Source organism: Povalibacter sp. (assembly GCF_036735925.1).
Taxonomy (GTDB): domain Bacteria; phylum Pseudomonadota; class Gammaproteobacteria; order Steroidobacterales; family Steroidobacteraceae; genus Steroidobacter.
The window spans coordinates 1-15,432 of the sequence record NZ_DAINNK010000098.1 but is presented as its reverse complement, the minus strand read 5'-3'; the positions used below and the strand labels follow the sequence as shown (position 1 = coordinate 15,432).

Annotated in this window: 10 protein-coding genes; 6 read left to right on the top strand and 4 right to left on the bottom strand. The window is 64.9% G+C overall.

Going from position 1 to position 15,432, the window contains the following annotated elements; all coding sequences use genetic code 11:
* Together V7D81_RS20735 and V7D81_RS20730 are read right to left on the bottom strand one after the other, a co-directional pair.
* Positions 1–2,481 carry a TonB-dependent receptor gene (locus tag V7D81_RS20735; protein ID WP_324319871.1) on the bottom strand — a complete coding sequence of 827 codons (2,481 nt, stop codon included), beginning with the start codon at positions 2,479–2,481 and terminating at the stop codon, positions 1–3.
* A 177-nt stretch (positions 2,482–2,658) separates the two neighbouring features.
* Positions 2,659–3,675: a zinc-dependent alcohol dehydrogenase gene (locus V7D81_RS20730; protein WP_324319869.1), complete on the bottom strand. Its 1,017-nt coding sequence runs from the start codon at positions 3,673–3,675 to the stop codon at positions 2,659–2,661.
* 112 nt (positions 3,676–3,787) lie between these two features.
* Between V7D81_RS20730 and V7D81_RS20725 the strand changes: the two genes are divergently transcribed.
* From V7D81_RS20725 to V7D81_RS20710, 4 genes are all read left to right on the top strand, one after another.
* A complete protein-coding gene (locus V7D81_RS20725) occupies positions 3,788–5,494 on the top strand; it encodes a thiamine pyrophosphate-binding protein (RefSeq protein ID WP_324319867.1) in 1,707 nt (568 codons plus the stop codon).
* A complete protein-coding gene (locus V7D81_RS20720) occupies positions 5,491–7,200 on the top strand; it encodes an acetolactate synthase catalytic subunit (protein ID WP_324319865.1) in 1,710 nt (569 codons plus the stop codon). Before V7D81_RS20725 ends, V7D81_RS20720 begins: the two co-directional genes overlap by 4 nt.
* Before the next feature lies 1 nt (position 7,201).
* A complete protein-coding gene (locus V7D81_RS20715; RefSeq protein WP_324319863.1) occupies positions 7,202–7,993 on the top strand; it encodes an SDR family NAD(P)-dependent oxidoreductase in 792 nt (263 codons plus the stop codon).
* A 66-nt stretch (positions 7,994–8,059) separates the two neighbouring features.
* Entirely contained in the window at positions 8,060–9,502 is a 1,443-nt protein-coding gene (locus V7D81_RS20710; protein ID WP_324319861.1) for an aldehyde dehydrogenase family protein, read from the top strand.
* A gap of 7 nt (positions 9,503–9,509) precedes the next feature.
* On the opposite strand, the gene V7D81_RS20705 is transcribed toward V7D81_RS20710, so the two are convergent.
* Both V7D81_RS20705 and V7D81_RS20700 read right to left on the bottom strand, forming a co-directional pair.
* Positions 9,510–10,772, bottom strand: coding sequence for a type II toxin-antitoxin system HipA family toxin (locus tag V7D81_RS20705; protein ID WP_324319859.1), 1,263 nt, complete (start codon positions 10,770–10,772; stop codon positions 9,510–9,512).
* Positions 10,769–11,119, bottom strand: a complete 351-nt coding sequence (locus tag V7D81_RS20700) for a helix-turn-helix domain-containing protein (RefSeq protein WP_324319857.1) — start codon at positions 11,117–11,119, stop codon at positions 10,769–10,771. The genes V7D81_RS20705 and V7D81_RS20700 overlap by 4 nt, the downstream gene beginning before the upstream one ends.
* Positions 11,120–11,430: 311 nt before the next feature.
* Here V7D81_RS20700 and V7D81_RS20695 point away from each other — a divergent pair, with 311 nt between their 5' ends.
* Positions 11,431–14,412: a TonB-dependent receptor gene (locus V7D81_RS20695; RefSeq protein WP_324319855.1), complete on the top strand. Its 2,982-nt coding sequence runs from the start codon at positions 11,431–11,433 to the stop codon at positions 14,410–14,412.
* 79 nt (positions 14,413–14,491) lie between these two features.
* Positions 14,492–15,196, top strand: coding sequence for a phytanoyl-CoA dioxygenase family protein (locus V7D81_RS20690; RefSeq protein WP_324319853.1), 705 nt, complete (start codon positions 14,492–14,494; stop codon positions 15,194–15,196).
* The last annotated feature ends 236 nt before the right edge of the window (positions 15,197–15,432 follow it).

Sequence of the window (15,432 nt, the reverse complement as noted above, 5' to 3'; positions counted from 1 at the left end):
TCAGAACCGCTTGCGCAGCGTCAACCCATACGTGCGCGGCGGATACAAATACCCGCTGTAGCTGCCGTCCTGCGCCACCGTCGGAAACGACGCGACGATGGTCTCGTCATCCGTGAGATTGCGTCCCCAGATCGAGATGTCCCATTGCTGCGCCTGGTTCGTGAGGCCGATGCTGGCGTTGACGACGCTCTGTCCCCAGGTCGAGATGTCGGGCGGCGTCGTTTCCGTGAGCCAGGTGTCGTCGACGTAGTCGTACTCGCCGCGCAGGAACATCGTGTAGTCCGAGCCGAACTCGTGCGAGAGCGTCGCGGACACCGAGGCGGTCCATTCAGGAATGCCGGCAGGGCGCTGTCCGCTCAGATCGCGGAAGTTGGGCATGCGGCCCGTCAGCGGATCGACCGGGCAGCGCACCGTGTCGTAGCTGACGCAGGCGGCTTGCGTGAATGACTCGTACTCCGCATCGAGATACGTGGCGGCCGCCGTCAGCGCGAGCCAGTTCGTCGGCGCGTAGGACAGGTCGATCTCGACGCCCTTCACCGATTCCTCGCCCGCGTTCACCAGGTTGTAGCCCGTGCCGGTGTACGCATTCGACTGGAAGCCGTCGATCGACTGATCGAACACCGCAACGTTCAGGTAGCCGTTGTTGAAGGTCGCCTTGAGTCCGATCTCGTAGACCTCGACGTCTTCCGGCCCGGCGCTGCGGCCGACGCCGTTGACGTCGGGCGGACGGCTGTCGCTCGAGAGGTTGTACGCGCCGGCCTTCCAGCCGGTCGAGTAGCTCGCGTACGCGTTGAACGCGCCGAAGTCATACGCCGCACGCACGGCGTAGGTGAGCTTGTCGCCTTCCAGCACGCCGGATTCGTTGGCGTTCGGATAATTCACCGGGCCGTGGTTGGCGGTATTGCCATAGAAGAACTGCAGTCCACCGAGCGCTGCGAAGGCATTGGCCGGCAGTCCGAGATACGGCAGCTGCGGCACGTTCTGCAGATCGAGGGCGGAGAACGGCTCGTTCATCACCACGTTCGAACGGGCCTCCTTGCGATCGTCGAGATAGGCGAGGCCGCCCGTCAGCGTGAAGCGGTCGGTCACGTGGAAATCCACCTGGCTGAAGACCGAGTACGAGCGCTGATCCATCGCGTAGTGATCGGAGATTCCCTGTCCGGGCTGGAAGTACGTCTGTCCCGGCACGATCTGCGGCGTCACGAGTCCCTGGAGGTATTCGAAGAACTGCAGGTTCGACATGCCGGGTGAGTTCGCCGACGGTCCGCTCAGTCGATCGGCGTAGCCGCGGATGTCGCCTGCGTAGATCGTGTCGACGCCCGTGTCGAGGGATTCATCCTGGAAGAACGCGCCGAGCAGCCAGTCGACGCGGCCTTCGCCGCTCGATGCCAGGCGCAGTTCCTGCGTGAACGTGGAAATGTCGTTGGCCTGATCCTTGTTGACGATGTCGGCGCCGGTGAAGTCCACGTCCTGATAGGACTGGTTCTTCTGGTTTCGCCACGCCGTGATCGAGGTGAGCGTCGCTGCGCCGAATTCCCAGTCGAGCTGCGCCGAGATGCCTCTGCCGCTCAGTGCGTTCGCCGGGTCGGTGTTGAAGACGATGTTGCCGTCGAACAGGGTCGCGGGATCGTCGATCGGCCTGCCCATGCCGCCGACCGACGTCGGCGCGCCGATGACCTGCGAGGCCGGGCCGTTGCGAAGCTGGACCACGCCGCAGCAGACCTCGTTGATCTCGCTGTAGTCGGCAATGACGCGCAGTGACACTGCATCGGTCGGCGTCCACAGCACATCGCCGCGCACCGCCCAGCGGTCGCGGTCGTTCACGTCGTTGCCGGTGGTCGAGTTCTCCAGATAACCATCGCGCTGGTTGATGTTGCCGGACAGGCGGAAGGCCAGGGTGTCGCCGATCGGACCGGTGATGGACGCCTTCGCGTACTTCGAATCGTAATTGCCGAAGCCGACTTCGGCCGAACCGCCGAACTCGCTTTCCGGCTTCCTGGTCACGATGCTGATCGCGCCCGCCGACACGTTCTTGCCGAACAGCGTCGACTGCGGACCGCGCAGCACTTCGATGCGCTCGACTTCCGGCAGATCGTCGAGGGCAGCGGCGCTGCGCGAGCGATACACGCCATCGATGAAGACGCCCACCGAGCTTTCGATGCCGTCGTTGCCGGCGCCGTTGCCGAAGCCGCGAATGATGAAGTTCGTCTGGCCGACGGCATTGAGCTGCGAAACCTTGAGCGACGGCACCACCGACTGAAGATCGATGAGATCGCGGATCTGTGCCTGCTCCAGCACGGCGGCGGGCGTGACCGCCACGGAGATCGGCACGTCCTGCAGCGTCTGCTCGCGCTTGGTGGCCGTCACGATGATTTCCTCGAGCGCGCCGGTGTCCTGCGCGGCTGCCATCCACGTGCTGGTGGCGAGCGTGGCGCCCAGCAGGCTGGCGATGTGTCGAGTGCGATTGGAATTCCCGCGCATGCTTCACGTCCTCCGGATCATTGGTTCTGTCACTTCTCGGACGTGCGCCGCAGTCACAAGCGGTCTTGCGCCCCCACGCGCACGCCTGGCACCGATCCTCCCCCAGACGGGGGCGGGGTCATCCCCTCCCATCGGAAGGGGGATGCATGAGGCGAAGAAGCAACAGCGCGAAGACGGTCAGGGCGTGATGAGGACTTTGCAGTGATCGTTCGGCTGCTGCAGCCGCGCGAAGACGTCTGGCACGTCCGCCAGCGACGTCGTCGCGGTGACGAGACCGTCGACGCCGATGCGTCCGGCGTCGAGCATGCGCAGCACGAAGGGAAAATCCGCCGGTTCATAGCCGATGACGAACGTCATGCGCAGACGCTTGAGCGCCGCGGACAGCACGGTGAACTGCTCGGGTTGCATTCCGGTGCCGACGAGCACCAGCTGTGTACCCGCCGGCGCGATGTCGATGAGACGCTGCACCATCGGACGGCCCACGCACTCGAAGATCACCGTCGGTGCACGGCCTGTCTGCTTCTGGAATTCCGCGACCGGATCGCTGGCAATCGAGCCATCGATCACGAGCCCGACATTCATGCGACGCGCGCGTTCGAGCCGCGCCGGCAACAGTTCACTGATCGCAACATCGCCGGCGCCGAAGAAGCGCGCCCACTTCGCGACCGACAGACCGATGACGCCCGCGCCGATCACCAGCACGCTTGCACCCGCGGGCAATGCCGCCGATCGCCACGCGCCGAGCCCAACGGCCAGCGGTTCGACGACCGCCGCATCGCGATCACTGAGCGAGGCGGGGATCTTGATCGCCATACCCGCCATCGCAGTGGAGTACTCGGCATACGCGCCCGGCATGCGCGGATCGAAACCCTGCGGCACGAAGCTGGCGCATTGATGCGTGCGGCCGTCGCTGCATGCCGCGCAGGTGCCGCACGGACGGCCGGGCAGGGCGACGAGTCGATCGCCCGGTTGCCAGCCCGACACACCGGCGCCGACTTCGATCACTTCACCCGCGTACTCATGTCCGAACACGACGCCCGGCGGGCATAACCCGACTTCGGCCGCATGCAGATCGGAAGCGCAGATGCCGCAGGCACCCACCTTGAAGACGAGTTCGCCGGCCGCGGCGCGTGGCATCGGCACATCTGCGACGGCGAGCCGCGCATGCGGACCCTGATAGACGATGGCTTTCATGACGAAAGCATCGCGCCTGCGCGACGCACCGTCCCCCTCCCAATGGGATGGGGTGGCGCGTCCCCCTTCGCTGCCAGACTTTTGGTCACTGCAACGTGGAGGCGAATGTCCGATGAACCAAATCACTGGCGGCGAGCTGCTGGCCCGCGCTCTTGCGAACGAGGGCGTGCGCTTCGTCTTCGGTCTGCCGTGCCCGGAAATCGATCCGCTGCTGGCGGCGATGGAAGCCCACGATATCCGCTTCGTGCCGGTTCGTCATGAAGCCGCTGCGGTGCACATGGCCGAAGGGCTTTACAAGACGACCGGCCAGGTGGCGGTGGTGCTGGGCAATCCCGGCCCCGGTTCCGCGAACCTGATTCCCGGCGTCGTGACGGCACGGCACGAGGGCGTGCCGGTGCTCGCGATCACGTCGCAGCATCGCATGGGAATCGTCTATCCATCGACGCCGGCCACGTTCCAGGGCCAGGATCAGCTCGATCTGTTCAAGCCCGCGGTGAAGTGGGGCGCGCCCGTGTTCGAGTGGTCGCGCATTCCCGAACTCGTGCGCACGGCGTTCCGCGAGATCTGGGCCGGTCGGCCCGGTCCGGTGCAGCTCGAAATTCCGGGGCCGGTGCTGTACACGACGGGCGATCCCGCCGCCGCACCGATCTATGCGCGCTCCGCAGGACGCGCCGCCGCGCCGCAACCGTCCGATGCGCAACTTGCCGCGGCTGCCGATCTGCTTGCCGCGGCGAAGGCGCCGGTCGTGTTCGCAGGCTGCGGCGTCGATCGCTCGGGCGCCAACGCGGCGCTGATCGAACTGGCCGAGCTGATCGGTTGTCCCGTGATTCCCTCGCTCGCCGGCCGCAGCGTCATGCCGCACGAACATCCGCTGTGCTTCCTGTCGCAGAGCGCGGCGGCGGACGAACTGCGTCGCAATGCCGACGTGCTGCTCGTGGTGGGTTCGCGTCTCGGCAATCTCGACGTGCCCTTCGACAAGTACTGGGGCGATGCGACCAGGTGCCAGCTCATTCACGTCGACGTGGACGCGCGCCATATCGGTGTGTCGCGTCCCGTGGCGCTCGGCATCGTCGCCGATGCGAAGGCGACGCTCGAAGGTCTGGCCGACAAGCTGCGTGGCCGCGCCATCGCGAGCAAGGCGCGCACCGACGTCGCCGCACGACGTACTGAATATGCTGCGTGGATCGAACAGCTCAAGGCGCCGATCGCCGCATGGAGTGGCCAGGGTGTGCATCCGGCGCAGGCCTTCGGTGCGGTCGGTGCGGTGTTCGGAAAAGACGCGGTGTACTGCACCGACGGCGGCATGACCTCGTTGTGGGCGGGGCTCGCGCTGCCGTCGACGCGGCCGTCGTCGTATCACGGCATTCTCGAACTCGGCATGCTTGGCGTCGGCATTCCGGTCGCGCTGGGCGCGAAGCTCGGTGCGCCGTCGCGCGAGGTTGTGTGCATCACGGGTGATGGCGCCGCGGGTTTCAACATCATGGAATTGCAGTCGGCGGTGCGCGAGGGACTCAAGCTCACCGTGGTCGTCATGGCCGATGGCCAGTGGGCCATGGAGATTCCCAACGAGATGGCGCGCTGGGGCAAGACGTTCGGCGTCGGCATGGGCGAGGTGCGCTGGGATCGGATCGCACAAGGTATCGGCGCGCACGGCGAGTACGTCGAAGCGATCGCGGATCTCGCGCCCGCACTCGAACGTGCCCGCGCGCACGTCGGTCCGGCGCTCGTCTGTGTTCGCACCAGCGTCGAGGCCAATCTTGCGATGCCGTCCGCGATCGGCGGGCGCTTCTTCGAGGTGTACTTCGGGCCGCAGCCATGAGCGAGGACGCATTGCTGCTGCGTCCGCCGCAGCGCTTCGCCCGCGTGCTGCAGCGACATGGCGTGCAGTACCTGTTCGGGCAGAGCAATCCGCCGGGGCTGACGCTCGCTGCCGAAGATCTGGGTATCCGCCAGATCGGCTATCGGCAGGAGAACGCCGGGGCGTACATGGCAGATGGCTATGCGCGTGCGACCGGGCGTGTGCCGGTGGTGACTGCGCAGAACGGGCCCGCGGCGACATTGCTCGTCGCAGGACTAGCGGAATGCCTGTCCGCATCGATTCCGATCGTCGCGCTGGTGCAGGACGTCGGTCCGAATCATCAGGATCGCAACGCGTTCCAGGAGCTGGACCAGCTCGAACTGTTCAAGGGCGTGTCGAAGTGGATCAGACGGATCACGACCGCCGATCGCATCGAGGACTACGTCGACATGGCATTCGCCGCGGCGGCCTCCGGTCGCCCGGGTCCCGCCGTACTGCTGATTTCGATGGAGCTGCTGGCTGAACGCGAAGCGCAGCCGGCGTCCTCGCGCAAGGCGAATCTCGGTCGCTATCCGCTCGACCGCACGCAGGCTGATCCGCGCAGCATCGAAGAAGCGGCGCGCCTGCTGGCGAACGCCGAGTCACCGATCATCTACGCCGGCGGCGGCGTGATCGGTTCGCAGGCGCAGGCCGAACTGCGCGCGCTGCAGGAACTGGCACATCTGCCGGTGGCGACCAGCACCATGGGCAAGGGCGCCGTCGATGAAACGCATCCGCTGTCGCTCGGCGTCATCGGCTACTACATGGCGGCGCGCGGCATGACGAAGTTCGCCAAGCCGCTGATCACGGAAGCCGACGTCATCCTGCTGGTCGGCAATCGCACGAATCAGAACGGCACCGATTCGTGGACGCTGCTGCCGAAGAACGCGACTTACATTCACATCGACATCGATCCGGCGGAGATCGGCCGCAACTACGAGGCCGTGCGTCTCAATGGCGACGCGAAACTGACGTTGCAGGCATTGAACACCGCCATGACGGTGCAGGATCTGGCGAAGCGCCGCAGTGCGCGTTCGCGCGTCGCCGGGTTCATTGCATCGGCGAAGCTGCAGCATCGCGAGGAAATCGCCGAGGTCACGCGCTCCGATGCCTCGCCCATTCGCCCCGAACGCTTCATGGCGGAACTGGAGAAGCAGCTCGCGGACGATCACATCGTCGTCGCCGATGCGAGCTTCTCTTCGATCTGGGTCGCTAACTTCCTGACCGCCACCGGCCACCGGCGCTTCATCACGCCGCGCGGCCAGGCAGGGCTCGGCTGGGGATTTCCGCTGGCGCTGGGCGCGCGTATCGGCGTGCCTGAACGGCCGGTGTTCTGTGTCGTCGGCGATGGCGGCTTCGGCCATGTGTGGTCGGAGCTGGAGACGGCGCGGCGTCACGGCGTCAAGGTCGCCGTCGCGGTGATGAACAACGGCATTCTCGGCTACCAGAAACATGCCGAGGATGCGGCGCTCGGACGGCACACCAATGTATGCGACTTCACGGCGGTCGATCACGCAGCGATCGCGAAGGCGTGCGGGCTGCCCGGCATTCGCGTCGAGCGCGCGCAGGACATTGCTGCCGCGATCGCAGCGGCGATGAGCTCGGATTCGAGCATCGTGCTCGACGTGATCGCCGATCCGAACGCCATGCCGCCCGTGAAACTGTTCTCCCGACTGCCGACGTACTGACATGAGCCAGCCATTCAGCCTCAAAGACAAGCGCGTCCTCATCACGGGCGGCGCCTCGGGCATCGGCCTGGGCGTCTGCGAACGGTTCCTTCGCGAGGGCGCGCGCGTACTCGTCGTGGATCTGAAGGCGCCGCCGCAGGCCGTGCTGGACGCGGGCGCAATCTTTCAAGCGGCCGACGTGAGCAATCGCGAGCAGGTGCTCGACGCGTTCAAGGTGGCCGAGGAGCGCATCGGCAAGCTGCACGTGCTGGTCCACAACGCCGGCAAGCCGGGACGCAACGATCATCTGACCGACTCCGACGAAGCGATTCTCGACGGCGTCGTCGCGCTCAATTTCTACGGCACGTACTACCTGCTCAAGTACGGCCCGCGCCACATGCACGACGGCGGCTCGATCATCACCACGGCGTCCGTCGCCGGCCTGCAGCAGAACGAAGGCTTCTTCGACTACAGCGCCACCAAGGCGGCGCTGATCAGCATGACCAAAACCGCCGCGGTCGAACTCGGCCTGCGCGGCATTCGCTGCAACGCCGTCGCGCCGGGGCCGGTGAGAACGCCCATGCTGCCGCCGACGCACGTGCTCAACACGCTGGCGAAACATCTTTCCGCGCTCGGACGCATCGCCGAAGTCGACGATCTCGTCGGCGTCTATCACTTCCTGGCGAGCGACGAGAGTAAGTACATCAGCGGCCAGACGCTCGTCGTCGATGGCGGCCGCCTCGCCGGCTTTCGCAAGGAAGTGCTCGAGCGCCTCGGCGCGCGGGATTCTTCTGTAGGTCAGGCTTCAGCCTGACTTCTTTCAGGCCGGCTGAAGCCGGCCCCACAGGGCTCGTAATCTCAGCTTTTCGAGGGGGACGACATGCGCAACTACCTGAAGTTCTACATCGACGGCGAGTGGGTCGATCCGATCGAGCCACGCACGCTCGACGTCATCAATCCGGCGACCGAGCAGAAGGCGGGCGCGATTTCACTCGGCGGCGCCCCCGACGTCGATCGCGCCGTCGCGGCGGCCCAGCGCGCATTCGAGACGTTCTCCCGAACCACGCGCGAAGAGCGCATGGCCCTGCTCCAGCGAGTCATCGAAGCGTACCAGCGTCGCCTCGGCGATCTCGCACTGGCGATCTCTGAAGAAATGGGCGCGCCGCTCGAAAAGGTGGCGAAGCCGTTGCAGGCACCTTCCGGCCTCGGACACTTCATGGTCGCGCTCGGCGTACTCAAGGATTTCGAATTCGAGAAGCGGCAGGGTGCGACACGCATCGTGCGCGAACCTGTCGGTGTGTGCGGCCTGATCACTCCGTGGAACTGGCCGGCGAATCAGATCGCCTGCAAGATCGCGCCGGCGCTCGCCGCGGGATGCACGATGGTGCTGAAGCCGAGCGAGATCGCACCGTTCTCCGCGCACGTGATCGCGGAAATCCTTCATGAAGCAGGCGTGCCCAAGGGCGTCTTCAATCTCGTCGACGGCGACGGTCCGACCGTCGGCGCCGCCATCGCCTCGCATCCGGGCATCGACATGGTGTCGTTCACCGGCTCGACGCGCGCCGGCATCCTCGTCGACAAGGCGGCGGCCGACACGGTCAAGAAAGTGGCGCTCGAACTGGGCGGCAAGTCGCCCAACCTCATCCTCGACGGCGCGCCGCTCGAAGCCGCCGTCGGTCATGGCGTCGTGCTCATGATGAACAACACCGGCCAGAGCTGTAACGCGCCATCGCGCATGCTCGTACCGCGCGAGCAATTGGCGCAGGTCGAAGCGATTGCGACTGCGGTCGTTGCCACGATCAAGGTCGGCGATCCCGCCGATGCGACGACGGCCGTCGGCCCGCAGGCGAGCGAAATGCAATGGCGACGCGTGCAGGGCCTGATCGAGAAAGGAGTGCAGGAGGGCGCGAAACTCCTGTGCGGCGGACCCGGCCGCCCGGCGGGCCTGGAGCGCGGCTACTACACGCAGCCGACGATCTTCAGCAATGTCTCGAACGCCATGACGATCGCGCGCGAGGAAATCTTCGGCCCGGTGCTGTGCATCCTGCCGTACGACTCGGAAGAAGAAGCGATCCGCATCGCCAACGACACGCCGTATGGCCTGTCGGCCTACGTGTACGGACCGAATGCGGAGCAGGCGCGCCGCGTTGGCGCGCGCATCCGCGCCGGCAACGTCCACATCAACGGCGCGAACCTCGACATGACCGGCTCATTCGGCGGCTACAAGCAGTCGGGTCTCGGCCGCGAGTGGGGCGCGTTCGGCTTCGAGGAATTTCTCGAAGTGAAATCCGTGTTCGGTCCGGAAGAACAGACGGCTGCGTAGTTGCAGATCAGGCATCGGCGAGCGCGAAAGCCGGTCGCAGTTGTTCCTGCTGACGCTCCGGGATGCCCAGCGCCTTTGCTTCCCGGGGCCAGCGTTTCACGGCTTTCCGGACCGCGGCGATGATCTCGCGGCCGTGCTGGAGGGTCAGGCCGTAGTACTCGGAAGCGGATTCGGCAACGTCGAGGCTCAAGGTCGCATTCGTTTCGTCGATCGCGAGCGTGAGCTGGCGGCGCTGCGGATTCGGATTGATGTCGAATACCGGTGACAAGGTGAGGCCGGTGGTGCCCACGATGAAGCCGTGGTTGCGCAGGTGATCGTCCGTGTTGGCAATGCAGAGGCTGAAGACGACGCGCCTGAACAGCTCCTCGCAGTCGACCTGTGTTTGCGCGCCGCGCGATTGCAGCAGATCGACGAGTTCGAGATAGCTGACATCGGCGTCGCCATCCGTTCGCTGCAGCAACGTCATTGCCGAGACGAACGCCAGGCGGCCGCCGGTCGGCGTCCGATCGAATCGTTGTGCGATGAACGTGTGGCCGTCCGGTGTGAAGCGAAGCGCGCGCGTGGCCGGCACTCGAATTCCCGCGTGCCTGGCCAGTGCGTAGGCGACGGCCTCCCAGCCGCCGACGTCCCACTCATCCTGCCCGCTCGGAAACTTGGCGATGCACAGATGACCCTGTTCGTCGATCACGGAAGCCTTGGGGCGTGCACCGCCCAGTGAGCTACCGGGTGCGAGCAGTTGATTCAGCGCGGTCCGCAGGCTCGCATCATCGGCTCGACGATCTTCTTCGATCACGCGTGCCGCGGCCTGCAGCTCACGCAGCGAAGCCAGCGGCGGCGCGGTATTCGCCGATGTGTCGTCCAGGAACGGCGACTGCGCATCCGCCCGGAACCGGAGCGCTCCGAGACGGGAGAAGTCGTGCACGCCGAGCAGATAATCCCATTCCAGCAAAGTGCGAACCGGCCGCTTCTCCTGCGTGGCCAGCAGCGCTTCACGACGCTGCATCAACGTACGGCCCCATCGATCGGGCGCCGAATCCATGAAGATGCCGAACTGGCTGCGGCCGGCGGAGGGATAGGTGCGCCCGGGCGCGGGCAGCAGATCGGGATCGAGTGCAATAGGATCGTGGCGTTTGAGCCAGTCGCCATCGAATTCGAAGGAGTAGACGTCGCCGCTGCGCGCCGTCTGCCGATGCAGGAGGCCCATGCGTCGTTGGCCGAGCGAGTCGATGTCGAGGATCACCTCGACTTGGTGAAGATCGCGGCTGCTCACGGCGAGCCTGCCTTTTTGCGTGGCGCACGCCGCGGCTGTTTCAACGCCATGTCCTGGAGCCGTCGACCGAGTTCATCATCCTTGGCGAGGAGGGCGAGGTCGGCATCGAGCCCCAGTGCCTGAAGCACGCGCGCATAGATTCCGATGGACACCGCCGGATCGCCTTGCTCGACGCGGCCGAGCGTCTTGCGTGTGATGCCGGCGCGCTGAGCGATGGTTTCGGCTGCATAAGCGCGCCGCAGCCGCGCCTGCCGCAGCCGCAGGCCGAGGCCGGACAGCTCGCGCTGGAGGCGGGGCAGCAGAGACGGAGTGGTTCGCGGCATAATGAGTAATAAAATACTCATCATAAGCCAAAAAGTCCAATATATGACGCATATTCCCGGCGAACGTTAGGTCGCCACATTGGTAAACGTTTCCAATGAAGGCCGCTCTGGCGGTTCCGGCAGGGAAGGAGGATTTGCCTCTTCCGGCTCAAGGACCCGCCAGCTTCCCCACCGGACAGAGGGATATTTTCGAGAAATTTCCGGGTCCGTTCGGGATGCGATTCGGCCGCGTTGTTTCTGCAACGCTTGACCAGAAATGTAAAAACGTTTACACATTCTCCAAATCCGCGGGAGTCAAAACCCCGCTCGTGCAGAAGAAGATCAGGGGGAATGCGATGAGAGCAAGAACACTTTCTGGTGTGACCGTGGGCATGCTGGCACTCGGCGGCGTGGCATCCGCACAGGAACCGGCCCGGTCGACACCGCAGATCACGGTCGAAGAGGTCATCGTCACCGCCACCCGGCGCGAGACCAATCTCATGGAGACCGCCGGCGCCATCAGCGTGTTCGGCGGCCAGGAGCTGGAGGCGCGCGGCATCATCAACATCACCCGGCTCGATTCGCTGGCGCCCAATCTCAAGGTGCTGGACCAGCAGAATCAGGGCATGGGCGCCGTGCAGATCGCGATGCGCGGCATCGTGAATTCGAGCTTCATCGAAATCGGCGATCCCAACGTCGGCTTCCACGTCGACGGCGTCTACATGTCGCGGCCGCAAGCCGCGCTGAATCTGCTGTTCGATGCGCAGCGCATGGAAATCTCGCGCGGTCCGCAGGGCACGCTGTACGGCCGCAACTCCACCGTCGGTTCGATCAACGTCGTCAACAACCGTCCGGACACCGACGAATTCGGTGCGAGCGGGTCGCTGGAATACGGTCGCTACGACAACAGGATCGTCAGCGGCGTGATCAATGTGCCGGTGATCGAGAACGTGCTCGCACTGCGCGCCTCCGGCTTCTGGCAGGAGCGCGATACCTATTACAACCTGCACGACGACGACCTCCTGACGCTGCCGGGCGGGCTGACGCTCGAAGACAGTCCTTATCGCCAGGCCTTCGGCAACGGCACGGGCAAGGACGGAGCGGGCGCCATCGATCAGAACGCGTGGCGCGTGTCTGCCTTGCTGACGCCCATCGACGATCTGTCGCTGTATGCCTCGTACGAAGTCTTCAACAATGAATCGCCGATCGCGCCGAGCACGGTGCGTGGCAGCGAATACACGGCGTATCTGAGCAATCCGCACGTCACCGATCAGAAGATCGAGTCGTTCCGCGGCGAACTGAAATACGAGATCGCGGATGCGGTGGAGCTGAAGGGCACGTTCGGCGATCAGACCTACAACCACCAGATCATGGTCGATCTCGATGCCGGCACCTCGCGCTATTCGCCGGAACGCGTCAATCCGCTGCCGGGTGATTCGCTGACGTTCGAACAGACGTTCTTCGACCGCGACTGGACCACGGACTCGACCTCGTATGAATTGGTTGCATCGTCCACCTACGACAGCAGCGTGCAGTGGCTGGCCGGCTATTTCAATTTCAAGGAAGACACGTTCCGCGATTTCTGGATCGATCTGCCGACCAACAACTCCGGCATCATCAACTTCAATCAACCGAGCCGCAAAGCGACCTCGGAAGCCTTCTTCGGCCGCATCGACTGGAAGGTCACGGACTCCGTCAAGCTCGCGGTCGGCGTGCGTCGTACCGACGACGAACGCACCGACACCGGCGTCAATCGCTTCAGCTCGTTCCCGGAACCGGGCCTGATCGATGCCTATGGTTCGCCGGTCTTCGTTGCGCAGGCGGGCGCGACCGACCTGCAGTTCCTGTGCAGCCAGAATCTGCCCGTGGGTCCGTGTGCAGGTGTCGGCGCCCTGCCAGGGCCGGTGACCGGAGTGAACGGCGTGCCGCTGCGCGTGCCGGGTCTGAACGACGGCTTCGCCGCCGCCGTCGGTTCGCCGATCGGACAGGTGGATGCAGGCATCGCTGCTGCGACCGCGCCGGGTGCGACTGTATTCAACTCGGCCATCACCACCGATGCGCAGCTGCGCGAGATCTCGCGCATCCTGTCGAACGGCGAGGAAGTGGCGCTGGTCGGCGCCGCCGGTTCGTTCCCGCGCGTGTTCTACACCAACCAGGAATTCAGCTACACCGACTGGAGCGTCAGCCTCGACTGGAGCCCGCGCGACGGCAGCCTGATGTACGGCACGGTGTCGACCGGCCACAAGGCGGGCAGCCAGGAAATTTTCTATCACCCGCGCCTGCACCAGTTCATCAATTCGATCCTGGAGCCCGAAGAGCTGATCTCCTACGAACTCGGCTGGAAGGAACAGTTCGAGAACGTCGGCCAGGGACTCAACGTGTCGGCCGCGCTGTTTTACATGGACTACAAGGACAAGCAGCAGTCGGTATTCGTCGATGGCGGCGATCTGTTCTGCGCCGATACCTTCGGCGACTTCAATGGCGACGGCTTCCTGGAGAACTTCGTGGCGGGCCTCGGCGGCGTGCCGATCTTCGCCAGCAGCGCCGCGTTGGTGAACAGCGGCGATGCGACCCTGCGTCCCGACGTCATCGGCGTCGACGGCCAGCCGAGCTGGGAACTGAGCGCCGAACAGATCCAGCAGGCCGTCGCCAACTGCTCGCGCGGTTCGACAGGAACCGACGAAGCACTGGCCGACCAGCCGGGCATGCCGAACTTCCTCGAACTCATGCAGATCAACTTCGGCGACGCCACGATCGCGGGACTCGAACTCGAATACGCATGGAACGTCACGTCACGCGATCGCCTGTCCGGCTTCGCGACCCTGAACTTCATCAACGAGGTCAAGGATCCGCGGCCGGACGCGCTGCCTTTCAATCTCAACGATTCGCTGGCGTGCAGCGATCGCGTGGGCGGCTGTCCGAACATCATGGCCACCGATGGCAATGAGCTACCGTTCGCGCCGGACTACACCTTCCGTGCGGTCTACGAGCACGACTTCCCGATCGGCACCAACTCGCTCATCACCGCCGGCATCGACTTCTCCTACAGCGGCGACTACTGGCTGTCGGTCTGGAACACCGATTGCTACACGTCGGTCCGCCTCGGTACGGAAGTCTGCAACAACGGCGACAAGCAGGAAGCGTACGAACTCGTCGATCTGCGCCTGCGCTATACCGGTCCGGGCGGCAAGTTCTGGCTCGAAGGTTTCGCGACCAACGTGACCGGCACCAAGTACGCCACCGGCAGCATCCGGCCGTCGAACGAAGACAGCGTGACGCCCTATGCCTTCAATGCGCCGCGCATGTACGGTGTGAGGACGGGCTTCAATTTCTTCTGATTGACGCCCGGCGCAGAATGACGTCCCGCGGCTCTCCCAGCCGCGGGACGTCGTTGTTTCTTTCATCGGCTGACGAGACATGAATCACGCAACCCTGGCAGAAGCGTTCTGGCGCGATGGCTTCCTCGTGCTGCCCGGATTCTTCGGGTCCGCCCTCATGGATGAACTCGATGGCCTCATCCGGCAACGTTTCGGCGACGATCCCGCGTTCTGGCACAACGACGAGTTCCTGACGCGGGCACGCACCGAGGTTATCCCGTGGTTTCCGCAGGCCGAGGGCGCGACGCCGTTCGACGTCATCGACGGCAACGAGGATCTGCAGAAACTCACCGACGCGATTCTCGGCGCGCACTGGCAGCGCCTGTATTGCATGGTGATGTTCTCGAAGCAGGGCACCGCGGGTCAGGCGTGGCATCAGGACTGCTCGCCCGCGCGCAGCGAACTGCACAATCTCAACCGGCTGGTCTACACCAGCGACATTCATGCTGAAGCCGGCGGCCAGACGGTGATCGTGCGCGGGTCGCATCGGTTCGGGTTGCTGCCCGTCGGCGATCCCGAAGGGCATTTCGCGGATGAGGTGGTCGTGACGCCCAGCAAGGGCACGCTGGTGCTGTTGCACGGGCACGCGTGGCATCGCGTGCTGCCGGTGACGAAGGGCAATCGCGTGTCGACCAACTACCGCGCGGTGCCGGCGGGCACGCCAGCGGACATCACGGATGTCTGCGTGTATCGCAACATGCGCTATCAGTTCTCGACGTCGAAGGTTGTCGAAGAGCGGATTTAAGAGTTCTTCCCCTCCTCCGCGTAGCGGGGGAGGGCAGGGAGGGGGTCTTCAATACCGGCCCCCACCCTAACCCTCCCCCGCTTCGCGGAGGAGGGGATCGGACATCAGCGCACGCACCGCGTCGATATGCTGCTGAAATCTCAGGCTGTCACTCAGCGGCACGACTGCCGACTCGCGCCGACCCGCGAGCACGTCCTCGCTCACGGCCTGCGCTTCATAGTCGAAACCCAGCGTGC

Coding starts and splice junctions, on each gene's coding strand:
- V7D81_RS20710 (WP_324319861.1), top strand. CDS start 8,060: ATGCGCAACTACCTGAAGTTCTACATCGACGGCGAGTGGGTCGATCCG.
- V7D81_RS20725 (WP_324319867.1), top strand. CDS start 3,788: ATGAACCAAATCACTGGCGGCGAGCTGCTGGCCCGCGCTCTTGCGAAC.
- V7D81_RS20730 (WP_324319869.1), bottom strand. CDS start 3,675: ATGAAAGCCATCGTCTATCAGGGTCCGCATGCGCGGCTCGCCGTCGCA.
- V7D81_RS20695 (WP_324319855.1), top strand. CDS start 11,431: ATGAGAGCAAGAACACTTTCTGGTGTGACCGTGGGCATGCTGGCACTC.
- V7D81_RS20720 (WP_324319865.1), top strand. CDS start 5,491: ATGAGCGAGGACGCATTGCTGCTGCGTCCGCCGCAGCGCTTCGCCCGC.
- V7D81_RS20735 (WP_324319871.1), bottom strand. CDS start 2,481: ATGCGCGGGAATTCCAATCGCACTCGACACATCGCCAGCCTGCTGGGC.
- V7D81_RS20690 (WP_324319853.1), top strand. CDS start 14,492: ATGAATCACGCAACCCTGGCAGAAGCGTTCTGGCGCGATGGCTTCCTC.
- V7D81_RS20700 (WP_324319857.1), bottom strand. CDS start 11,119: ATGATGAGTATTTTATTACTCATTATGCCGCGAACCACTCCGTCTCTG.
- V7D81_RS20715 (WP_324319863.1), top strand. CDS start 7,202: ATGAGCCAGCCATTCAGCCTCAAAGACAAGCGCGTCCTCATCACGGGC.